We start from the raw sequence: 21,496 nt of genomic DNA, 5'->3' as shown, positions 1-21,496 counted from the left end.
CAATAGGAAGATATCGTCCGCGTCGAGCCGCGGCGTCCTACTGCGGCGGCACCTGGCACCACGAGATCGCGGAGCCGTTCAGCGCCACGACCGGGGACCCGTCCTCGAGCGCGACCACGCGGGTCTCGGGACGCTCGGGAAGCGGCAGCTGGTACGTGTCGTACGCGTTGGCGACGGCGTCGGGGGCGACGAGGACCGCGGCGTAGCGGGCGCTCGGCGCGACGCACACCTGCAGAACCGCGTCGGTGTCGGCGACCTCGGTGAGCACGCGCGTGGCGCCGTCGGCGGCGACGAGCGCGACCGATGTCCGCCCCGTCGGCGTGCCGTCCTCCAGCACGGCGGCGGTGCGGATGGTCGACCCGTCGGGAAGCGGCGTCACGGAACTCGTGCCGCCGAGCTCCACGTCCGGCGCGACGAGCGGCTCCTCGCCGGCGTCGGTCAGATCGATCACCGTCGTCTCCTCGACACGGTCGACCACGGCCTCGCTCGAGCCGCGCGCGATGCCCTCGAGCGTCATCGCCGTGCCGAGCGCCGTCGCGCCGTCGCCGCCCGAGCCGGTGAGCAGAAGGGAGCCGTCGAAGGACAGCAGCAGGATGCTGTCGGTGTCGGGCACGAAGCGCCACTCGGCCACGCGCGGATCCGCGCCTTCGACCGCGATCTCGACGGGTTTGGCCTCCGGATCCTTCAGCGACGCCGTGAACAGCCGGCTCTCCCGCCCGGAATCGGCCGTGAGATCGGCATCCGAGAAGGTGTACCCGATGAGCTCCCCGCGGTCGGCGCTCTGCAGGTTCGAGACGAACCCGTCCCCGGGAAGGGGGAGGCTGCGCTCGTCGCCGCCGTCGAGATCCGTCACGATGAGGCCGGCCTGATCGTCCTCGGTGCGCACGGACATCACCAGATGCGCGGTCGTGGCGCGGAAGTCCTCGATGTGCGGATGGCGGAACACCGCCGTGGCCCGCTCACCGGACAGGTCGGTGCGGTAGATGACGTCGCCGTCGCCCGTGCCGCGCTGCAGCAGGTACACCTGCGCCGCCGGAGTCCGGAAGCTCTCCGTCACGGTCGCCGTCGGTCCGCCGCCGAGGGAGGCGACGTCGTCGATGCGCACGGTGTACTCGGTGTCGTCCCACAGCGGCAGCGTGAAGCGCACCCCGATGCTGCGGCCTGACGTGTCCACGTCGAACGGCGTCTCGGGGGTCACGGTCACCTGGGACGGGTCGATCTCGGCGAGGGACTGCGAGGTGGTGACGATGAGGCGGGATCCGGACGCCTCGACCGCGGCTGCGGGGTCGACCGACACATCGGTGACGCGGGGTCCCTGCGCGACGCTGACGGCGGCGCCGCCCAGCCCGAGCACGGCGAGGGCGCCGACGACGGCGGCGAACGTCACGGCGAACGCGCGGCTGCGGCGGCGCCGGGCGCGGGCGCGCCGTGACGCCGGCTCAGTACTCATACGGGTCCTCCGGCTCGGCGATCCGCTCCACCGAGGTCGCGTCGATCGCGAGACGGCCGTCGGAGGTCGACCGCACCGTGCCGGTGACCGTGACCCACTGCCCGGTGTCGGGATCTCCCGGGAGCCCCACCACCGGGACGCTCGCCGGCTGGGCGTCGATCACGCAATGCGTGATGACCATGCGGGTGAGGTCGAACGCATCGCCCTCGCCGGGCGTGACGAACCCGGTGAGCTCCACCTCGTCGCCGTCGAAGGCACCCGGACCGGTCGCCGTGGCGAACGCCGTGGCCCAGTCGCCGACACCGAATGAGGACGTGTCGCCGCTGGCGGCGAGGGTCACGACGTCCTGTCCGCCGAACAGCGGCGTGGCCCCCACATCGCGGGCCATGGCGAGCTCGGCCGACAGCGACGCGGGAGGCAGGACGAGCGTGAGCACGGCGACGCCGGATGCCGCGATCCCCCCGACCGCCGTCGCGGCGACGGCCACCGGGTGCGGCGCGTGGTGGTGGTCGCTTCCGGACCGGTCGTGGTCGCCGCCGTGGTCATGCCCGTGATCGGCCTCGGCGCCGAGCGGCAGCGCGAAGGATGCCACGGTGCCGGCGAGGACGACCACCGCCATCGACACCGCGAACCAGGTCGAGTCGGGGTTGATGTACAGCGCCAGGCGCCCCGTCGCCGCGAGCGAGATCGTCACCACAGCGAGGACGGCGGCGAGCCCGACCCCGAGCCACCGTGTGCCGACCCACTGCGCCTTACGCAAGGAGGTTCACCGCCGTTCCGATCGCGAACGAGGCGAGCACCACGACCACGACCACACCGGCCAGCGCGCGCCACGTGAAGGTCGTGCGCATGAGCGCGAGCATCTTGACGTCGACCAGCGGACCGACCAGCAGGAAGGCGACCAGTGAGCCCGGCGTGAAGGTCGAGGCGAACGACAGCGCGAAGAACGAGTCCACGTTGGAGCAGATCGCGACGATCATCGCGAGGGACATCATCGCCACGATGGACAGCGCCGGGTTGGATCCGATGGCCACCAGCGCCTCGCGCGGGATCAGCACCTGCACGGCGCCCGCGAGCGCCGACCCGATGATCAGCGCCGGCATGACGGCGCGCAGCTCGACCACGAACTGTGCGAGGGTCCGCCGCCAGCGGCCGCCCGGCTCGTTCACGACCAGGGCGCAGGCGTCGCGGAACCGCTCGGTGAGGAGCGCGTCGGGGTCGGGGTGCCGGCTGTAGAGCCACCCGATGAGATTGGCGATCGCATATCCGCCGAGCAGCCGCGCCACGAGGATGCCGTCGTCGAAGCCGAACGCCTGGTGCGTGGTGATGATGACGATCGGGTTGACGATCGGCGCGGCGATGAGGAACGTCATCGTCTCCGAGACGGTGAAGCCCCGCATCATCAGTCCCCGCGCGAACGGCACGTTGCCGCACTCGCACACCGGCACAATCATGCCGAGGAGCGACAGCACCGCACGACGGGCCCAGCCGCGCCGCGGCATCCAGCGCTCGATGACACCCGGAGGGACCCACACCTGCACCAGGATCGACAGCACCACCCCGAGCGCGACGAACGGCAGCGACTCGATCAGAACGCTGATCGCGAGCGTCAGGCCATCCTGCGCACGGGTGGGCAGGGGTGCCGGGAAGAGGGCGGGCGCGATGGCGTCGATGAGGAACAGGCCGGCGACGACGGCCGCGCCGACGCCGGCCCACAGCAGGGTGCGCGCCGTCGCGGATGGCCGCTGCGCGGCATCCGGACCCGTGGCGGTGCGCCGGCTCGGCGATGTGCCGAGCGGCGTGCGAGTGTCAGTTCCCGCCACGCTCTGATTCCCGGGCCTGGGCGCACGACGCACACAGTCCGAAGATGTCGACGACGTGCTCGGCGTCGCGGAAGCCGTGCCGTTGCGCGGTGCTGCGGGCCCACTGCTCGACGTCGCTCGCCTCGATCTCGACCGTCAGGCCGCACGACCGGCAGATGAGGTGGTGGTGGTGGCCGCTGCTGGCGCAGGCGCGGTAGAGCGCCTCGCCTTCGGGGCTCTGCAGCGAGTCGGCTTCTCCCTGCGCTGCGAGGCCCGCCAGCGCACGGTAGACCGTGGCCAGGCCGATGCCGGTGTTCTCGTCGCGGAGGGTCGCATGCAGCGATTGCGCGCTCACGAAACCGCGGGCGTCGGCGAGCGCCTCGCGCACGCGTTCGCGCTGCCACGTGTTGCGCTGGACCATGGTCCGAGTCTAGATGGCGGGCTGGAGAACAGGCTGGGAGCGGGTGACGCGGCCGCGACGGGCTCCGACGGCCCGGCACACCAGATAGATCCCGAACGAGATCGTGGTGATGTACGGGCTCACCGGCAGCGTTCCCATGATCGCCAGCAGGATGCCTCCCACTGCCGAGACGAAGCCGAACAGCGCCGACAGCAGCGGCACCGAGACCGGTCCCGATGCCACGCGCATCGCGGCGGCGGCGGGCGTGACCAGCAGCGCCATCACCAGCAGCGCGCCGATGATGTGCACGGCGACGGCGACGATGAGACCGAGCAGCAGCATGAAGGCCAGCGACACCGCCGTGGTGGGCACGCCCCGCGCGGCGGCGGACTGCGGATCGAGCGAGTCGAAGCGCAGCGGCCGCCAGATCAGCAGCAGCCCCAGCAGGACGAACGCGCCGATGGCGATCAGCCAGCCGAGCTGACCGGTCTGCACGGAGACGATCTGACCCGTCAGCAGGCTGAACCGGTTGGCGCTGCGGCCGTCGTAGAGCGAGAGGAACAGGATGCCCAGGCCCAGCCCGAACGGCATGAGCACCCCGATGATCGAGTTGCGGTCACGCGCTCTCGCGCCCAGCAGCCCGATGATCGCCGCGGCGATGATGGAGCCGACGATGGAGCCGCTGACGACGTCCCAGCCGATGAGGAGGGCGGCGGCCGCGCCGGCGAACGACAGCTCGCTGATGCCGTGGACGGCGAAGGCCATGTCGCGCTGCATCACGAAGACGCCGATGAGACCGCCGACGAGACCGAGGACGGCTCCGGCCCACACGGAGTTGGACACCAGCGCCAGGATCTCGCCGTAGACGGGCAGGCCGCCGAACATCGCGTCGGCGACGTCGTTCCAGTTCATGCGTGCGCCTCGTCGTGGTGATGGTGGGATGCCTCGGCGTCGGGTGCGCCGACGACGACCAGCCGGTCGCCCGCGCGCAGCACGAAGACGTGCGCGCCGTACAGGGCGGTGAGCACGTCCGAGCGCAGCACCTCCTGCGGCGTCCCGAGCGTGAAACGGCCGCCCGCGATGTAGAGGATGCGGTCGACCTTGCCCAGCAGCGGGTTGATGTCGTGGGTCACGAGCAGGACGGCGGCATCCTTCTCGCGCCGGTGCCGGTCGATGAGGCCGATGACCGCCTGCTGGTTGGCGAGGTCGAGGCTCGTGAGCGGCTCGTCGCACAGCAGCAGCACGGGATCGTCGGCGAGCGCCTGGCCCGCGCGCAGCCGCTGCTGCTCGCCACCGGAGAGAAGGCCCACCGGCCGGTCGGCGAAGGACCGGGCGCCGACCTCGTCGATCAGGCGGTCGACCCGCGCACGGTCGCCGCGGCGGGGGAACGGAAGGCCGAAACGGTGGCCGTTGACCCCGAGCGCGACGAGATCCCGGCCGCGCAGTGCGGTGTCGGGCGGCAGGGGCCGCGCCTGCGGGATGTAGCCGATCCGGCGGTTGCCGTGGCGGCGCGGCAGGTCCGAGCCCGGCCGGCCGTGGACGGTGATCGTGCCGCCCGAGAGCTGCTCCAGGCCCAGGATCGCCCGCAGCAGCGTGGTCTTGCCGGAGCCGCTGGGCCCGAGCACCGCGATCAGCTCGCCCGCTCGCACCTCGAGATCCAGGCCCGACCATAGCTCCCGGTCGCCGCGGCGCAGCGAGGCATCCGCGATCGAGAGGATCGGCGGCGCCGGATCGTGGGCGCGCGCGCTCACTCCGCCAGCGCTGCGCTCAGCGCCTCGATGTTCGCCTGCATCCACGAGATGTAAGTCTCGTCCTCGGGGAGCGTTTCCGAAAATGCGATGACCGGGATGCCGCGCGCCTCGGCGTCTTCGACGACCTGTCCCGTCTCGGCGCCGCCGGTCTGCGTGTTCGTGATGACGAGGCCCACGTCGCCGGACTCGAGGAGCTGCAGCGACTCCAGCAGGGTCGCCGGCGCGACATCCTGGCCCTCTTCGACGGCTTCGCTGAAGGCGGCGGGCGTGACGTCCTCCAGCCCCGCCGCACGCACCAGGTACGCCGGGACCGGCTCGGTCATGAACACCCGCGCGCCGGCGTGATCCGCGTCGATCTGGGCGAGAAGCCCTTCGAGGCCCTCGACCTCGGCGGCGAAGGCGTCCGCGTTGGCCGCGAACTCGTCGGCGTCGTCCGGGCTCAGCTCGCCCAGCGCGTGCGCGATCTCCTCCGCGAGGTGCGCGACGGTGTGCGGGTCGTACCAGACGTGCTCGTTGAAGCCCTCGACATGCTCATGATCGCCGTGGTCGTGCGCGTGCTCCTCCTCGGCGTGCTCCTCCTCGGCCGCGTCCTCGGTGTGCTCCTCCTCGTGCCCTGCGTTCTCGGGCCAGTCATGCGACAGCTCGACCGCCGTGACGACCGGCGCCTCCGTGCCGCTGGACTCGATGAGCGCGTCGATGAAGCCGTCGTAGCCGCCGCCGTTCTCGACGATGAGGTCGGCGCTCGAGATCGTGAGCTGGTCCCGCGCGCTCGGCTCGAACGAGTGCGGATCCTGTGCCGCGCTGGTGACGATCGAGGTCACCTCGACGAGGTCGCCGCCCACGAGCTCGGCGATCTCGCCGTACACATTGGTCGAGGCGACCACCGAGATGCGGTCGCCTCCCTCGGCGGTGGCATCCCCTCCCGCAGCCGGCGCACCGGCGCACCCTGCCAGCGCGAGAGTCGATGCCGCGGCGAGGGTGAGCAGGGTGAGAGAACGTCGGCGCGAGGTCATGCATCCACTCTAACGTTACTGATAATCGTTCTCAAACCGCCCGCGGGTCGGCTACCCGCAAGCCGGGGGCGCGTCAAGCCTGCAGGACGGGCGCTGGAGCGTGGCGTACCGTGAACGCCGATGATCGACCTTCTCCCTGCGGACACCGATGCGCCGGCCGCGCTCCCGCCCAGCCGGCAGCTCGCCGTGGCGTGGGGGATCCCGGACGACTTCGGCGGCATGACCGCCGCGCTGCTGCGCCGCTCCCGAGCCTTCGTCCAGTACGCCCATGCCGAGGTGGACGTCGTGACCTTCGAGACGCGGCCGGACTGCGCCGTGGTGCGCGCCGCGCTGCGCGAGCGCGGCGAGCTCATCGACGGCATGCGCCTGCGCAACATCTACGAGCACTTCCGCGAGGCCGAGCGCGCACCCGTGCCGGCGGTCGAGCACCCCGGGGACGCACCGGGTCCCTGCGATGCCGAGATCGTGACGCCGTACGGGTCGCTTCACCGCTGGCGAGCCGGGGATGACGACACGCGCGTCGAGCATCGGCGTGCCGACGGGACGCTGGCCGTCCTCGAGGAGCGCCGGCGTCGCGGCGGACGGCTCATCACATCGTTCGACCGCGCAGGCCGCACGACGGGGCAGTGGCGCTCGATGACGGCGTTCCGATTCGCGTGGCTGGACGAGCTCACCGGCGGCGCCCCGACGGTGGCGATCGTGGACAGCAAGACCGTCGCCCGCTCCCTGCAGAAGTACCGGCGGCCGCACGTGACGCTGATCCACATGGTCCACGGGTCGCATCACGACGCGCAGGGACGGCTGACCGCGGCGCGGCGCGTCATCTTCGAGAACCTGCACCGGTGGGACGCCGTCGTCTTCCTCACCGACCGTCAGCGCGCGGCCGCGGTCGCGTCGGTCGGCGACACCGGCAACTTCGCCGTCGTCTCCAACGCGGTGGCGCTGCCCGACCACATCCCGCGGCTGCCGCCGGACCGCCTCCACGGCGTGATCGTGTCGCGGCTGAGCCCGATCAAGCGGCTAGAGCACGCGCTGCGGATCATCGCGGCCGTCCGGGCGCTGGACATCCCGGTCACGGCCGAGATCGTGGGCGACGGCAGCCGTCGCGCGCGGCTCGAGGAGGAAGCGGCGCGGCTCGGCCTGACCGATGCCGTGCGCTTCGCCGGCTACATCCCGCACGGCGCGACCCAGTACGCGAAGGGCGCGTGGACCCTGCTGACCAGCCGGTCGGAAGGCGAGTCGCTCAGCATCCTCGAGGCGATGGCGTCCGGATGCCTGCCGGTGGCCTACGACATCCCTTACGGTCCCGCCGAGGTGATCGCCGACGATCGCAACGGCCGGCTCGTTCCCGACGGCGACATCGACGCCGCGGCACGCGCCCTCGTCGGCCTGTGCCTGCTCGAGGACGACGCGCTGGCGGCGATGCGACGGCACGCGCGCCGGACGGCGCAGCGGCACGACGACCGCTCGACCGTGGCGCGGTGGGCGGAGGTGCAGCGGGAGGCGGTACAGCGTCATGCGCGCCGTCAGGAGGTCGACGAGACGGCCCTGGAGCGCGTGCGCGTCCGCCGCCTGCGCGGCCGGCTGGTCGTCACGGCGCGCGTGGCGTCGCTGTCGCCGGCGGCGCGCGTCGACGTGCGACTGGCCACCCGCACGAACGCGTCCGCCCTGCACACGATGCGGCGGATCGGACGATGGCGCATCGCGCGGTTCTCACGCGAAGCGTCGGAGCGGCTCGCCGGCGGGGCGGTGAAGACGCGCTTCCTGCTGCACGTGGACGACACGGTCGTGGGCGTGGACGCCGGACTGCGGCATCCCGATCCCCGCTCGATCCCGCGCCGGGTCGCCGACCGCCTGCGACGCGCAGGCCGGGGCGCGTGACCTCGGCTCAGTCCAGCAGCAGGGCGGGCTCCTCGAGGATCGACGCGACGTCGGCGATGAAGCGCGACATGCCGTCGCCGTCGATGACCCGGTGATCGAACGAGCCGGCGACGGTGGTGACCCACCGGGGCCGCACCTCGCCGTCGACGACCCACGGCTTCTGACGGATCGTGCCGAGGGCGACGATGCCCGACTCGCCGGGGTTGATGATCGGCGTGCCGGCATCCATCCCGAAGACGCCGATGTTCGTGATCGTGATCGTGCCGCCCTGCTGATCGGCGGGCGTCGTCTTCCCCTCGCGCGCGGTCAGGGTCAGCCGCTCGAGCGCGCGGGCCAGCTCGCGCATCGACAGGTCCTGCGCGTCCTTGATGTTCGGCACGAGGAGTCCGCGCGGGGTGGCGGCCGCGATGCCGAGATTGACGTAGCGCCGCACGCGGATCTCGGGCCCGCTCTCGGCATCCACCCACGCGGCGTTGACCATCGGCGTGCGGCGAGCCGCCCAGATCACGGCGCGGGCCATGATCAGCAGCGGCGACACCTTGATGTCGGCGAAATCGGGCGAGGCCTTGAGGCGCTTGACGAGCTCCATCGTGCGGGTGGCGTCGACATCCGTCCACACCGACACGTGGGGCGCGGAGTACGCCGACTGCACCATGGCCGACGAGGTGGCCTTGCGCACACCCTTGACGGCGATCGTCTCCTCGCGGCCCGCGGCATCCGGGGTCGGCTGCGCGGGCGCGACGGCGGCCGGCGCCACAGCGGCCGGGCGCGGCGCCACGGGTATGGTCCGCTCGCGCTCCTCGCCCCACTCGGGCGTCTCCAGATTGCGGAAGACACTCGCCTGCGAGGCGTGGCGGACGACGTCCTCGCGCGTCACCTCGCCCGCCGGACCGCTCGGCGTGACCGACGCGAGGTCGACCCCGAGGTCGCGCGCGAGCTTGCGGATCGGCGGCTTGGCGACCACGCCGACGGATGCCGCGACGCGCTGCTGTGCGGGTGCGGCGGGCTTGCGGCGGCGCGACTGCACGTGACCTCCCGTGCCGTAGCCGACGAGCACCGCGCCCTCGCCCCCCTCGGGCGCCGCTTCACTGGCACCGCCGTGCTCGGACTGCCCGACGACGGCCGGGGCGGTGGCATCCGTCGGCGAGGCGATCGTGATGATCGGAGCGCCGACGTCCACGGTCGCGCCCTCCGCGACGAGGAGCTCGCCCACCGTGCCGGCGAACGGCGACGGCAGTTCGACCAGGGACTTGGCCGTCTCGATCTCCACCAGCACGTCGTTCACGGCGACCGTGTCGCCCGGGGCGACCCGCCACGCGACGATCTCAGCCTCGGTCAGACCCTCGCCGACATCGGGAAGGACGAATGTCTGGGTGCTCATGCGGTGTCCTTTCGAGGCATCCGTCGCGCTCCGATCCCGTCCCCTGTCCGCGAGACAGCATCCGGGCGCCGAGACTGCAGTCGTCGCCTGCTGTCTCGGCGCTCCGATGCAGTCTCGCGGAGGGAGGTGGGGTCCATCAGTAGGCCAGGGCGCGGTCGACCGCTTCGAGGATGCGGTCGGCGTCGGGCAGGTAGGTGCTCTCGAGCTTGGCGGCGGGGAACGGCGTGTCGAAGCCCGAGACGCGCAGCACCGGCGCCTCGAGGGCGTAGAAGGCCTGCTCCATGACCGTCGCAGCGACCTCCGAGCCGAGGCTGGTGAAGCCCGGGGCCTCTTGGGCGTAGACCATGCGTCCGGTGCGGCGCACCGAGTCGAGGATCGGGCCGTAGTCGATGGGCGACAGCGAGCGCAGGTCGACGACCTCGCACGAGGTCCCCTCGGACTCCGCCAGCGCGGCGGCCTGCAGCATGGTCGTGACCATCGCGCCGTGCCCGACGAGGGTGACGTCGGTGCCGCGCCGCACGACGCGGGAGGCGTGCAGCGGCAGGGCCCGGGCCGACGTGTCGACCTCGCCCTTCTGCCAGTACTTGCTCTTGGGCTCGAGGAAGATCACCGGGTCGGATGACGCGATCGCGTCCTGCATCATCCAGTACCCGTCGTTCGGCGTCGAGGGGCTCACCACCCGCAGACCGGCCGTGTGCGTGAAGTACGCCTCGGGGCTCTCCTGGTGGTGCTCGACGGCGCCGATGTGCCCGCCGTACGGGATGCGGATCACGACCGGCATCGCCAGAGCGCCCTCGTGGCGGTTCGTCATCTTGGCCAGCTGCGTCGTGATCTGGTCGAACGCGGGGAAGACGAAGCCGTCGAACTGGATCTCCACGACGGGCCGGAAGCCGGCCATCGCCAGACCGATGGCGGTGCCCACGAGACCGGATTCGGCGAGGGGCGTGTCGAGCACGCGCCGGTCGCCGAACTCGGCCTGCAGCCCCTCGGTGACGCGGAAGACGCCGCCGAGCTTGCCGATGTCCTCGCCCATGAGCAGCACGCGGTCGTCGCCGGCGAGAGCCGCGCGCAGGCCGGCGTTGATGGCGCGGCTGAGGGGCATCGTCTGCAGCGCGGATGCCTCGGGCTGTGCGGTCTCGCTGCGCATGGCCGGCGACTGCGCGGTGTCCGTCATGACGCGTTCCCTTCCAGGGATGCCTCGTACTCCGCCAGCCACCGCCGCTGCTGGTCCACCAGCGGGTGCGGGTCGCTGTAGACGTGGGCGAACATGGCGTCGCGCTCGAGGCCGCCGAGGGCGTTCGTCCGCGTGCGGGTGTCGTCCGCGAGGGCCTGCGCTTCGGCATCCACGTCGGCGAAGAACGCCTCCGAGGCGCCGCGCGCCTGCAGGTACGCCTTCATGCGGGCGATCGGGTCGCGGCGGCGCCACGACTCCTCCTCGTCCGACGTGCGGTACTTGGTGGGGTCGTCGCTCGTGGTGTGCGCGCCGAGGCGGTACGTCATCGCCTCGATCGCGCGCGGCCCGTCCCCGGCTCGCGCTTCGTCGAGCGCCACGCGGGTGACCGCCCAGCTGGCGAGCACGTCGTTGCCGTCGACCTGGATGCTCGGCATCCCGTAGCCCTCGCCCCGCTTGAACAGCGGCGAGCGCGACTGCGTCGACACGGGCACCGAGATCGCCCACTGGTTGTTCTGCAGGAAGAACACCTCGGGGGTGCGGTAGCTCGCCGCGAAGACCATGGCCTCGTGCACGTCGCCCTGACTCGACGCGCCGTCACCGTAGTAGACGATCACGGCCTCGTCGCGCTCGGGGTCGCCGCTGCCGCAGCGGCCGTCGAAGACCAGCCCCATGCCGAAGCCCGTGGCGTGCAGCGTCTGGGCGCCCAGCACGAGCGTGTAGATGCGCGTGTTGCCGTTCTTCGGGTCGGTGGGGTCCCAGCCGCCGTGGGTCAGACCGCGCATGAGCCGGATGATGTCGATGGGGTCGACGCCCCGGATCTTCGTCACCACGTGCTCGCGGTAGGACGGGAAGATGTGGTCCTGGGCGCGTGCCGCGCGGGCGGAGCCGACCTGCGCCGCCTCCTGGCCGTAGCTCGGCGGCCACAGCGCGAGCTGCCCCTGCCGCTGCAGGTTCGTCGCCTGCACGTCGAACGCGCGGATGACGGCCATGTCGCGGTAGAACGTCTCGAGCTCGGCGTCGCTGAGCGCCTCGACGAGTTGGAGATACCGCTCGGCCGCGGGCGTCGGCGCGAACGACCCGTCCGCCTCGAGGATGCGGACCAGTGCGGAGCCCTCCGCGGGCGCCGCGACGCCGGGCGTCGCCGATTCTTGGGACGGGGTCACCGTTCTACGCTAGCCCGCGCCCGGGGTGCCCCTCTGGGAGGTCGCTCACAACGGATGCCGCGATCCGTAGGACCTTCTCGACAGACTCCTCCTCGCCCACCGAGATGCGGATGCCGTCGCCCGCGAACGGCCGCACGATGAGGCCGCCCTGGTCGAAGGCATCGGCGAGCATGAGCGTCTCGGCGCCGCCCGGCAGCCACACGAAGTTGCCCTGCGCGACGGGCACGCGCCATCCGGCGTCGCGGAGGGCGTCGGCGAGCCGGTCCCGCCGCTCGGCGATGGCGCGCACGCGCTCCAGCAGTTCGTCCTCCGCGTCGAGGCTGGCCAGGGCGGCCTCCTCGGCGAGAGCCGTGACCGAGAGGGGGATCGCCGTGCTGCGGGCCGCGTCGAGGATGCGAGGGTGGCCGATCGCGTATCCGATGCGCAGGGCGGCGAGCCCGAAGGCCTTGGAGAAGGTGCGCAGCACCACGACATTCGGGTGCCTGCCCTCGCCCAGGACGCGCAGCCCGTTCACCGCATCCGGATCTGTGACGAACTCGGCGTACGCCTCATCGAGGATCACCAGCACGTCGGCGGGCACGCGGTCGATGAACGCGTCGAACTCGGCCTGCGTGACGATCGGACCGGTGGGGTTGTTGGGCGTGCAGACGAGGATCGCGCGGGTGCGCTCGGTCACCGCGGCCGCCATCGCCGGCAGGTCGTGGCGCGCGTCCTCGGTCAGGGGCACCTGCACGGCGGTGGCGCCGGCGACCACCGAGAGCCAGGGGTAGGCCTCGAAGGAGCGCCACGCGTAGATGACCTCGTGGCCCGGCCCGGCGGTCGCCTGGACGAGCTGAGCCAGGATCGACACGCTCCCCGCTCCGATGTGCACCGAGTCGGCCGTCACGCCGAACCGGGCGGCGAGGCGCTCGCGCAGCCGCATCGCCGAGGCATCCGGGTACCTGTTGAGAGCGGATGCCGCGTGCATGCGCTCGAGCACGCCCGGCAGCGGATCGAACGGGTTCTCGTTGCTGGAGAGCTTGAACGCGTCGGCCCCGGCCTGCTTGCCCTGCTTGTACGGCGGCAGCGACGCCACCTCGGGTCGCACGCGAACGGGGATCTCAGGTGCGTCGGTCACGCCCCGAGTCTACGAGCGCGGCGCCTTCCGAGCGGTCGGCCGTGCATGCCAGACTGACGCACTATGGGCTTCCTCATCCGCGTCGTCGTCAATGCGTTCGCGATCTGGGTCGTGACCCTCATTCCCGCGCTGCAGGTCTCGGTCATCGCGTTCCCGCCGGGGGAGACGCTCCAGCTGGTGCTGACCCTGCTGCTCGTCGCGGCGATCTTCGCGCTGGTGAACACCGTCATCGGCACGGTCATCAAGGTGCTGGCCTTCCCGCTCTACATCCTCACGCTGGGGCTCATCGGCCTCATCATCAACGCCTTCCTGCTGTGGCTGACCGCCTGGATCACAGGCTTCTGGGATTGGGGGCTCCGCGTCGAGTCGTTCTGGTGGGGTGTGGTCGCGGCTCTGCTCATCTCGCTGATCAACTGGCTCTTCGGCATCATCCTCCGGCCGAAGAAGAGGGACTGACAGCGCCGCCGCGGACCGCGGCGTACTCGGTGACGGTAAGGGTGGATGCCGAACCGAGTTCGGCGAACACATCGCGCAGGTGCTGCACGCGCGGGTCGGCCGAGGCATCCACGAGCGCCGCGGTGTCGGCGTACTGCACCATGCGGTGCGCCGGCACGGTGACCTCGCCCGGTCCCACCTCGGGGTGGGCGACGCGTTCGACGACGAAGCTGCCCGGAGCACCGACCGCCTCCGCGTGACCGCCGCCGGCCAGTGCCGCGACGGGGTCGTCGGTGTGGCGCACCGTGACGCTGAGCGTGCCGGGGCCCACGTCGGCGGCGACGGGTGATCCGAAGGAGACCAGCGTTCTGGTCTCGTAGTCCGCTTCGAGGGCCAGGTGCGCCGCGATCATCGCGCCCTGCGAGTGGCCGAAGGCATGCACGACGTCTCCGGGCTCGGCGCCTGCGGCTGCCAGGGCCTGCCGGGTGGCGGCGTACGAGTCGGAGGTGCGGCCGGTGTACAGCTCGGCGTTCGAGGCGTTGTCCCACGGATCGTCGCCGCCGACGGCCAGGGACTGCGTGCCGGCGATGTAGACGGCGAACTGCCTGGTGCCGTTCGGCATGACGTACCGCTCGACGCGCACCCGGGACTCGCCGGCCCCCGGCATCCGCTGCGTCACCGCGGTCAGGCTCGTCGGCGGTCCCGAGGCGCGGGCGGGCACGACCGGCGCGAGCGCCACGGGGCCCGCGGAGCCCGACAGTCGCGTGCCGCGCGCGAGCCGCCCGGTGCCCGAGATCCCGAGGGCGGAGGCGGTGCCGAGCGTCAGGAGGCCGGCCGTGGCGCCGGCGACGATCGCAGCCGGGTCGCCGAACTCCGAGCCGACCGTGACGCCCGTCTCCGTCGCCTGGCGCACCAGTTCGGAGGGCCACATCACCGTGCGCTCCCACTGCGCCTCGAGCGCCGTCGACCACGCATCGGGATGCTCTTCACGCAGCAGCGTCAACCGCGTCTCGATCCGGGCGGCTGTCACCCCGTCGCCGGCGAGGAGCGCCGCCCGATGCGCGACGTCCAGTTCGACCAGCTCGTACGCGATGGCGGCTGCACGCAGCGCCGCCGCGATCCGCTCGGCCTCCTGCCGCGTCTCGAGGAGCCGTGCCCACAGCGCGGACGTCGAAGCGAGGGCGTCGGGGGCGTGCTGCTGCACCACGAAGAGCATGTTCTGGAGCGAGCCGAGCCGGCCCCTGATGGCGTCGAGCTCGCCCTTCGCGGCGACCACGCGTGCGGCGGCGTCGCGCAGCGTCGCGGTGTCGACGGCGACCGCGCCCCCGCCGCGGATCTCGAGCCCCGGGTCGTCGCGGGGCCACACGGTCGGCAGCAGGCCGATCAGTCCGCCGTGCGCGTCGCGGGGGGCGTCACCGCCGGGCCTGCCGCTCGCGGTGTCGGGTGCGTCGAGGTTCACCTTGCCCCCGCCGGGAGGAGCGGATGCGGGTGGGCCCACGCGGCGAGAAGGGCAAGACGCTCGGATGCCGCCGCCGCATCGAGCCGCGCCGTCTCGGCGACGCACACGAGGCCCGAGACGTCGCCGGCCCAGGTCTCGGTCTTCTCGTGGAACGCCGTGGCCGCGCGCGCCTGCCAGTCGGTCGCATCGGCCAGCCCGCGAGCCGTGGCGGCGGCATCCGTGATGCGGTCGATGAGCGAAGCGAGCTCGCGTGCCACGATCGCGAGGTCCGTCACGGCGGAGTTCAGGGCGTGGTCGATCACGCCTTCATGCTGGCCCCGCCGACCGCGCCGGCGCCGACGCGATGGCGTTGTCGTGGACGCGAACGGCATCCGCGTCGATGTGGAGGAGGCGCGCCGCCTACCGCTGCGGATTCGGAGCTCCGCCGCGGATTCGGACCGGGATGCCACACCGGGCCCGGATCCACGCCCGCAATCCGAATCCGCGCCGCCGGACGCACAGTGCCGGAAATGCCAGAACGCCGCCTCGCTTCCGAGGCGGCGTCCTGACGAGCGGATCCGGAGATCAGGAGATGTTGCGGAGCCCCTTCTGCCCGACGACCACGGTGGCCGTCGCCGTCGAGGTGTTGCCCGCGGCATCCGTCGCCGTCCACGTGAACCGGTAGATCGCGCCGTTGACCGCGCGCACCTCGAAGCTGCGGTCGCCGGTCTGCTCCCACGCTCCCTTCGAGGTGCCCTCGACCGTGACGTCGGTCAGCACGACGTCCGCCTCGCCGCTGTCGTCGGCCGCCTCGATGCGCACCTGCACCGGGTGCATCTTGTTGTTCGGCACGCGGATGAACGACGGGTCGGCCTCGGCCTCGATGGTGGGCGCCACCGTGTCGGGACCCGTCAGGTCGAGCCCCACGATCACCGGGTCGTGGTCGCTGGAGCGGTACGCGTCCGGGGCATAGAGCGCGTCCTGCGCCGGCTGCTTGAACGTCATGTCGTAGTCGATGAGGCTCGGCTCATCGGCGTTCACGTTCCAGACCGCGGCGTCGGTGACCTCATCGAGCAGATCGCCGCCGGCGAGGGCGTAATCGAGGTAGCCCAGCTGCCCGTCGAACACGTACGAGTAGGCATCCTGGCCCTGGAAGTGCGCGAGCAGATCCGTGTAGCCGGCGCCGGTGAGCACCTGGATGGGGTCCTCCTGCGCGTAGGAGTTCAGGTCGCCGAGGATGAGCTCGCGGCCGGCGCCCTGACCGGTGGGGTCGGTGGCGAGCCAGTCGGCGAGCGCCGCGGCGGCCTGCGTGCGCACGCCGTTGCAGTTGCCCTGCCCGTTGGGGTCGGTCGGGTCTCCCACCGCGTTGCAGTCCGAGCCCTTCGACTTCAGGTGGTTCACGACCACGGTCACCTTCGCGCCGTCCGCGTCGGCGAAGGTCTGCGTCAGCGCCGGACGGTTGTAGTCGTCGAGCCAGCGCGGGTCGTCCTCCTGCTCGAGCAGCTGGAACGCCCCGGCGGGGGTGACGGACTCGGGCTTGTAGATGAGCGCCGTGGTGATGACGTCGGTGCCGATCACGCCGGTGTCGATGTAGTCGTACACCTCGGCGCCGAGGCGCTCGTTGAGGGCCTCGGTGAGCGTGGCGACCGCGGTGCCGTTGTTCTCGATCTCGATCAGCCCGAACACGTCGGCGTCGATCTCGGCGAGCGCAGTGACGATCTTCGCCTCCTGTCGCTCGAACTCCACCGGGTCGTTGGCGCCACGGGCGTCGGAGCCGGTGAGCGTGGTGAAGTAGTTCAGCACGTTGAAGCTCGCGACCTTGAGGTCGCCGCCCACCTCGGGCGCCTCGGGGCGCGGGTTGCCCACCTCGAAGTCGGCGCCCTCGGTCGGCTGCACCGCCCACACGTCGAAGCGGTAGTCCAGCACGCCGGTGACGTTCGTCACCAGGTCGCCGCTGCGGAACGTGTTCTCGAGGGTGAAGACCTCGCCGTTCGGGTGGATGGCCGGGTCGGGGTTCTGCGAGCTCCGGCCGTCGTCGACCGTGATGCTCTCGGCGACGTTCTTCGCGGCGAGCGCCACGGCCTCCGGTGAGCCGGCGTCGTAGACGGCGGTCGGCTGCGGCTGGCGGCCGAGGGTCAGGCTGACCGTGCCGTAGCGGCCGTACTCGAAGGTCTCGGCGACGGTCAGCTGCTGCGGCAGCGTCACGTACATGCCCTCGAGGGCCTCGCGCTGCTCGGCGCTCGCGGGCAGCGCGAGCTCGGTCGGTGCCGGCAGCTCCTGCCCCGAGGCGCACAGGGCGACATCGGCGGCGACGACCTGCGTCATCCCGAAGTGCTCCGCCGCCTCACCGGCGACCGACACGACGTCGCCGACGGCCACGTCGAGGCCGCCCGGCGCGTAGACGAACACGCCGTCGGAGGTGGCCGGGTCGCCGTCACCGGCGTCCTGCACGTAGTAGCCGTTGAAGCCGCCGGTCTGGAAGTCGCCGACGACCACGCCTTCGATCAGCACGTCCTCGCCTGCGACAGGCGTCGCGTCACCTGCGCCCTGGATGGATCCGATGGCGACCGGCTGCGCCTCGCAGTCGGCGGTCACCGGGTCCGTGCCGGGGTCGGTTCCCGGGTCGGTGCCCGGCTCGAGCGCGCAGTCGGCGTCGTGGGTGCCCAGACCGTCGAAGGTGTCGGTGGCGAACCCGATCCATCCCGCCGCCGGGTCGAAGGCGTCGTCTCCCACGGGGTCACCGACGCAGGTGGCCGCGGCGCGACGCAGGGTGTTGTCGGCGGTGGAGGTGAGCCCCGTACCCCACTCGGTGCCCGGATCCGTCCCGATCTGGCCGATGACATCGACGGCGGTGGCGCCCTTGACGAGCGCGACGGCGTCGTCGCCGTTGAACAGGCCCGACGTGGTCGTCTGGTCGGCCTGCGCGAGCACGGCCGCCCCGGCCGAGGCGTGGGCGAAGACGAACACGTCGTCGGGCGCCACCGTCCCCGTCAACGGCACCGTCAGTCCGGCCGATGCGGAGCCGTTGAAGTGCACCTGCAGCGCGTAGCCGGCGGCGCCGAGGTCGACGGCGGCGGTCATGGGGTTGTAGATCTCGAGAGCCTTGTTGTTCGAAGACCCCTCGACGTACTCGCTGAACAGCAGATCACCGGATGCGGCGGCCGCGGGCGGCGCGGCGAGGGCGACCGCCGCAGCGGCGAGGGCGGCGGCGGTGAAGGCCGCGGTGAGGCGGCGGGGTGGACGGGGCACAGGACCTCCTGGCGGGCGCGGGACAGAAGAAAGGAAGGCCGCGCGGCCTTCCTGATGCTCACAACGTAGGGGAGAGGCATCCCGGCCGGAAGACCCGCCGGAGGAGAGATCCTTAACGTTCGGTGACGGCGCGGTGCCGCGCCCTTCCGCTTGGGGGGCGCCGTGCGGCGCGCCAGAATGGAGCCCATGATCCCGAGCGCCGTGGAGCCCTTCCGCGTCGTGTTCGTGTGCACCGGCAACATCTGCCGCTCCCCGATGGCGGAGGTCGTGTTCCGGGAGTGCGCGGATGCCGCGGGACTCGGTGCCCGGGTGGTCTCGTCGAGCGCCGGAACCGGCGACTGGCACGTCGGCGAGCGTGCCGATCAGCGCACCCTGGAGGCGCTCGAGCGAGCCGGCTACGACGGCACGCGGCACCGCGCCCGCCAGTTCACGCACGCGGACTTCGCGCGCAACGACCTCGTCGTGGCGCTGGACCGCAGTCATGAGCGCATCCTGCGGGGTTGGGCGCGCGACGAGTCCGACGCCGACAAGATCGCGCTGCTGCTGTCGTTCGACGCGGCCGCACGGACGCTGGACGTGCCCGACCCCTACTATGCCGGGCCCGGAATGTTCGACGAGGTGCTCGGTATGATCGAGAGCGCGAGCCGGGCGCTCTTCCGGCAGCTCGAACCCGCGATCCGCCCGGCGATGTGATCTCCGGCGCACGCGCGTCCGCGTCGCATCTCCGCCTCCGACTTCGACGGGAGAGTCCCGTGACCGAGTTCCCCGCTCAGCCGCTCAGCCCCTTGGACGGCCGCTACCGCGCCGCCGTCGCTCCGCTTGCCGACTACCTCTCCGAGGCCGGCCTCAACCGTGCGCGCGTCGAGGTCGAGGTCGAGTGGCTCATCGCCCTCACCGACCGGTCGCTGTTCGGCACGACGCCGCTCGCCGACGACGACAAGGCGCGGCTGCGCGCCCTGTACCTCCAGTTCGGGCAGGCCGAGATCGACTGGCTCGCCGACAAGGAGGCCGTCACACGCCACGACGTCAAGGCCGTCGAGTACCTGGTGCGTGACCGGCTCGCGTCGCTGGGTCTGGACGCCATCGCCGAGCTGACGCACTTCGCCTGCACCAGCGAGGACATCAACTCCGCCTCGTACGCGCTCACGGTCAAGCGCGCCGTCGAGCGCGTGTGGCTGCCCCGGCTCCGCGAGGTGATCACGGCGCTCACCGACCTCGCCGTCGCGCACCGGGATGCCGCCATGCTGTCGCGCACGCACGGTCAGCCCGCCACGCCCTCCACGATGGGGAAGGAGCTCGGCGTGTTCGCCTGGCGCCTCCAGCGCGTTGCACGCCAGATCGAGAGCGGCGAGTACCTCGCCAAGTTCTCGGGAGCCACCGGCACCTGGTCGGCGCATCTGTCGGCCGACCCGGACGTCGACTGGCCGGCGCTCACCCGCTCGTTCATCGAGGGGCTCGGCGTCGACTTCAATGTGCTCACGACGCAGATCGAGTCGCATGACTGGCAGGTGGAGCTGTACGACCGGATCCGCCACGCGGGCGGCATCCTGCACAACCTCGCGACCGACGTGTGGACCTACATCTCCATCGGGTACTTCACGCAGATCCCGGTCGCCGGGGCCACCGGTTCGTCGACGATGCCGCACAAGATCAACCCCATCCGGTTCGAGAACGCCGAGGCCAATCTCGAGATCTCGGGGGGGCTGCTGTCGACGCTGTCGCAGACGCTCGTCACCAGCCGCCTGCAACGCGACCTCACCGACTCCACCACGCAGCGCAACATCGGCGTCGCGCTCGGGCACTCGCTGCTCGCGCTGGACAACCTGCGCCGGGGCCTCGGCGAGATCGCGCTGGCCGAGGACGCGCTGGCGGCCGACCTCGACGCGAACTGGGAGGTGCTCGCCGAGGCCATCCAGACCGTGGTGCGCGCCGAGATCGCGGCGGGCCGCTCGAGCATCACCGACCCCTACGCGCTGCTGAAGGACCTTACGCGCGGTCGCCGCGTGGGCGCGGGCGAGCTCGCCGAGTTCGTGCGCGGCCTCGACATCGGCGACGCCGCCAAGGAGCGCCTGCTCGCCCTCACCCCCGCGGCCTACGCGGGCCTGGCGTCACGGCTGGTCGACGAGCTCTGACGCGACGACGGCACGTTCCGGCGCTGCGACGAAGGACCGCTCCCGATCGCTGAGCGAAGGCCCTCGCTCAGGCCTTCGGCCCGCCGGATGCCGAGGCATCCGGCGCGTCGTTGTCCTCGTCCGGCAGCAGCACGGGCTTGTCGACGGGCTTGGCCACCTGCGCCGGGTCGATCGCCAGCAGCAGCAGCGACACGATCAGCAGCACCGCGATGAAGCTGACGCCGGCGACGATGAGCGCCAGGACGACCGCTCCCTGCGCCTCCTCGGCGCTGCGCTGCTGGAAGAAGCCCATCGAGACGAGCGTGACGATCCCGGCGAACAGCGCAGCGGCGAAGGCCAGCCCGAGCAGCTGCACGGGCTTCATCAGGTCACGGCGGGTGGGGCGTTCTTCGCTCACGCGGGATCCTTCTGGTCGGCGGGGACAGGGGCATCGACCGGAGCAGGTGCGGTGCGCGGCGAGAATCCGGCGATGCCCAGGTAGACCGCGGCGATGGCGGCGTAGCCCCCGAAGATGCCGACGCCGATGATCACCCCGGTGAGCGTGAAGGTCTGGTGCGCCTCTTCGATCGCGTAGTCGAGGGCATAGCCGGGCTGGACGAACAGCATCGCGATCCCGAAGAGCAGCGTGATGACGCCGAGCACGAGTGCGTCGCGGCTCTCCGCATGCGGGACCGGCGGAAGAGCGGGTCGCGCATCGGCGACGCCCGGCGCGACCTCACGACGCTCGGTGCGCCCGCGCAGGCCGAGGGCTCCCGCGACGAGCTCGATCACGCCGGTGACGAGCGCCCACACGATCACCACGACGAAGAAGCCCGTCACGGTGCGCAGCGGTGCGAGGCCGCCGACCATGCCGGCGACGAGGGTGGCCGTGCCCAGAGCAGCGGCCGGCCAACGCCTACCGGCCGGATACACGAGCCAGACCGAGAGGAGCAGGACGAGCCCCGTGGCGATCGCGAAGCCACTGAAGACCGCCATGCCCACCGCGGCCGAGTGGTCCGGTGAGAACGTGATCATGACCGCTGCGATCGCCGCGAATGCCGCGCGCGCCAGCTGCACATGGCGCACGTCGAACATGCGAGCAGAAGAAGCTGAGGTCACGGCGCATTCCTG

Annotated in this window: 20 protein-coding genes; 4 read left to right on the top strand and 16 right to left on the bottom strand. The window is 71.8% G+C overall.

The features are described 5' to 3' along the window. Window positions 1-37 precede the first annotated feature (37 nt). The 7 genes from AC5RVZ_RS00175 to AC5RVZ_RS00145 are packed head-to-tail and all read right to left on the bottom strand — an operon-like array spanning window position 38 to window position 6,416. The gene (locus tag AC5RVZ_RS00175; RefSeq protein WP_494063769.1) at window positions 38-1,450 is read right to left on the bottom strand and encodes a hypothetical protein; all 1,413 of its coding nucleotides are present in this window, start codon (window positions 1,448-1,450) and stop codon (window positions 38-40) included. Next, window positions 1,440-2,210: a TIGR03943 family putative permease subunit gene (locus AC5RVZ_RS00170; RefSeq protein WP_494063768.1), complete on the bottom strand. Its 771-nt coding sequence runs from the start codon at window positions 2,208-2,210 to the stop codon at window positions 1,440-1,442. The genes AC5RVZ_RS00175 and AC5RVZ_RS00170 overlap by 11 nt, the downstream gene beginning before the upstream one ends. Next, window positions 2,203-3,273, bottom strand: a complete 1,071-nt coding sequence (locus AC5RVZ_RS00165) for a permease (protein ID WP_494063767.1) — start codon at window positions 3,271-3,273, stop codon at window positions 2,203-2,205. The genes AC5RVZ_RS00170 and AC5RVZ_RS00165 overlap by 8 nt, the downstream gene beginning before the upstream one ends. Beyond that, window positions 3,260-3,673, bottom strand: coding sequence for a Fur family transcriptional regulator (locus AC5RVZ_RS00160; protein ID WP_494063766.1), 414 nt, complete (start codon window positions 3,671-3,673; stop codon window positions 3,260-3,262). Before AC5RVZ_RS00160 ends, AC5RVZ_RS00165 begins: the two co-directional genes overlap by 14 nt. Window positions 3,674-3,682: 9 nt before the next feature. Next, a complete protein-coding gene (locus tag AC5RVZ_RS00155; RefSeq protein WP_494063765.1) occupies window positions 3,683-4,564 on the bottom strand; it encodes a metal ABC transporter permease in 882 nt (293 codons plus the stop codon). Next, the gene (locus AC5RVZ_RS00150; protein WP_494063764.1) at window positions 4,561-5,403 is read right to left on the bottom strand and encodes a metal ABC transporter ATP-binding protein; all 843 of its coding nucleotides are present in this window, start codon (window positions 5,401-5,403) and stop codon (window positions 4,561-4,563) included. The genes AC5RVZ_RS00155 and AC5RVZ_RS00150 overlap by 4 nt, the downstream gene beginning before the upstream one ends. Further along, entirely contained in the window at window positions 5,400-6,416 is a 1,017-nt protein-coding gene (locus tag AC5RVZ_RS00145; protein ID WP_494063763.1) for a metal ABC transporter solute-binding protein, Zn/Mn family, read from the bottom strand. The genes AC5RVZ_RS00150 and AC5RVZ_RS00145 overlap by 4 nt, the downstream gene beginning before the upstream one ends. A 120-nt stretch (window positions 6,417-6,536) precedes the next feature. Here AC5RVZ_RS00145 and AC5RVZ_RS00140 point away from each other — a divergent pair, with 120 nt between their 5' ends. Next, entirely contained in the window at window positions 6,537-8,297 is a 1,761-nt protein-coding gene (locus AC5RVZ_RS00140; protein WP_494063762.1) for a glycosyltransferase, read from the top strand. A gap of 7 nt (window positions 8,298-8,304) precedes the next feature. Here AC5RVZ_RS00140 and AC5RVZ_RS00135 read toward each other — a convergent pair whose 3' ends face one another. From AC5RVZ_RS00135 to AC5RVZ_RS00120, 4 genes are all read right to left on the bottom strand, one after another. Then, the gene (locus AC5RVZ_RS00135; protein ID WP_494063761.1) at window positions 8,305-9,678 is read right to left on the bottom strand and encodes a dihydrolipoamide acetyltransferase family protein; all 1,374 of its coding nucleotides are present in this window, start codon (window positions 9,676-9,678) and stop codon (window positions 8,305-8,307) included. A gap of 136 nt (window positions 9,679-9,814) precedes the next feature. After that, window positions 9,815-10,825: an alpha-ketoacid dehydrogenase subunit beta gene (locus AC5RVZ_RS00130; RefSeq protein WP_494064693.1), complete on the bottom strand. Its 1,011-nt coding sequence runs from the start codon at window positions 10,823-10,825 to the stop codon at window positions 9,815-9,817. A gap of 23 nt (window positions 10,826-10,848) precedes the next feature. Then, entirely contained in the window at window positions 10,849-12,015 is a 1,167-nt protein-coding gene (locus AC5RVZ_RS00125) for a thiamine pyrophosphate-dependent dehydrogenase E1 component subunit alpha (RefSeq protein WP_494063760.1), read from the bottom strand. Between the two features lie 4 nt (window positions 12,016-12,019). Next, window positions 12,020-13,132 (bottom strand): histidinol-phosphate transaminase, encoded by a 1,113-nt coding sequence (locus AC5RVZ_RS00120; RefSeq protein ID WP_494063759.1) that lies wholly within the window; start codon window positions 13,130-13,132, stop codon window positions 12,020-12,022. Window positions 13,133-13,195: 63 nt separating this feature from the next. Here AC5RVZ_RS00120 and AC5RVZ_RS00115 point away from each other — a divergent pair, with 63 nt between their 5' ends. Then, window positions 13,196-13,588, top strand: a complete 393-nt coding sequence (locus AC5RVZ_RS00115) for a phage holin family protein (protein ID WP_494063758.1) — start codon at window positions 13,196-13,198, stop codon at window positions 13,586-13,588. On the opposite strand, the gene AC5RVZ_RS00110 is transcribed toward AC5RVZ_RS00115, so the two are convergent. From AC5RVZ_RS00110 to AC5RVZ_RS00100, 3 genes are all read right to left on the bottom strand, one after another. After that, the gene (locus AC5RVZ_RS00110; protein WP_494063757.1) at window positions 13,560-15,026 is read right to left on the bottom strand and encodes a hypothetical protein; all 1,467 of its coding nucleotides are present in this window, start codon (window positions 15,024-15,026) and stop codon (window positions 13,560-13,562) included. The two genes, AC5RVZ_RS00115 and AC5RVZ_RS00110, sit on opposite strands and share 29 nt — an antisense overlap. Beyond that, entirely contained in the window at window positions 15,023-15,328 is a 306-nt protein-coding gene (locus AC5RVZ_RS00105; RefSeq protein WP_494063756.1) for a hypothetical protein, read from the bottom strand. Before AC5RVZ_RS00105 ends, AC5RVZ_RS00110 begins: the two co-directional genes overlap by 4 nt. 262 nt (window positions 15,329-15,590) lie before the next feature. Then, window positions 15,591-18,254 (bottom strand): ExeM/NucH family extracellular endonuclease, encoded by a 2,664-nt coding sequence (locus tag AC5RVZ_RS00100; RefSeq protein WP_494063755.1) that lies wholly within the window; start codon window positions 18,252-18,254, stop codon window positions 15,591-15,593. 186 nt (window positions 18,255-18,440) lie between these two features. On the opposite strand from AC5RVZ_RS00100, the gene AC5RVZ_RS00095 reads away from it, so the two are divergent. Together AC5RVZ_RS00095 and purB are read left to right on the top strand one after the other, a co-directional pair. Next, window positions 18,441-18,947 carry a low molecular weight protein-tyrosine-phosphatase gene (locus tag AC5RVZ_RS00095; RefSeq protein ID WP_494063754.1) on the top strand — a complete coding sequence of 169 codons (507 nt, stop codon included), beginning with the start codon at window positions 18,441-18,443 and terminating at the stop codon, window positions 18,945-18,947. A 59-nt stretch (window positions 18,948-19,006) separates the two neighbouring features. Further along, window positions 19,007-20,386 (top strand): adenylosuccinate lyase, encoded by a 1,380-nt coding sequence (purB, locus tag AC5RVZ_RS00090; RefSeq protein ID WP_494063753.1) that lies wholly within the window; start codon window positions 19,007-19,009, stop codon window positions 20,384-20,386. Window positions 20,387-20,453: 67 nt separating this feature from the next. Here purB and AC5RVZ_RS00085 read toward each other — a convergent pair whose 3' ends face one another. Then, the gene (locus tag AC5RVZ_RS00085; protein ID WP_494063752.1) at window positions 20,454-20,783 is read right to left on the bottom strand and encodes an amino acid transporter; all 330 of its coding nucleotides are present in this window, start codon (window positions 20,781-20,783) and stop codon (window positions 20,454-20,456) included. After that, the gene (locus tag AC5RVZ_RS00080; protein WP_494064692.1) at window positions 20,780-21,460 is read right to left on the bottom strand and encodes an acyl-CoA synthetase; all 681 of its coding nucleotides are present in this window, start codon (window positions 21,458-21,460) and stop codon (window positions 20,780-20,782) included. The genes AC5RVZ_RS00085 and AC5RVZ_RS00080 overlap by 4 nt, the downstream gene beginning before the upstream one ends. Window positions 21,461-21,496 lie beyond the last annotated feature (36 nt).

The organism is Arthrobacter sp. Cza30, from assembly GCF_059090765.1.
Note: the sequence above shows the minus strand (reverse complement) of the source record. Positions and strands in the feature narration are given on the sequence as shown.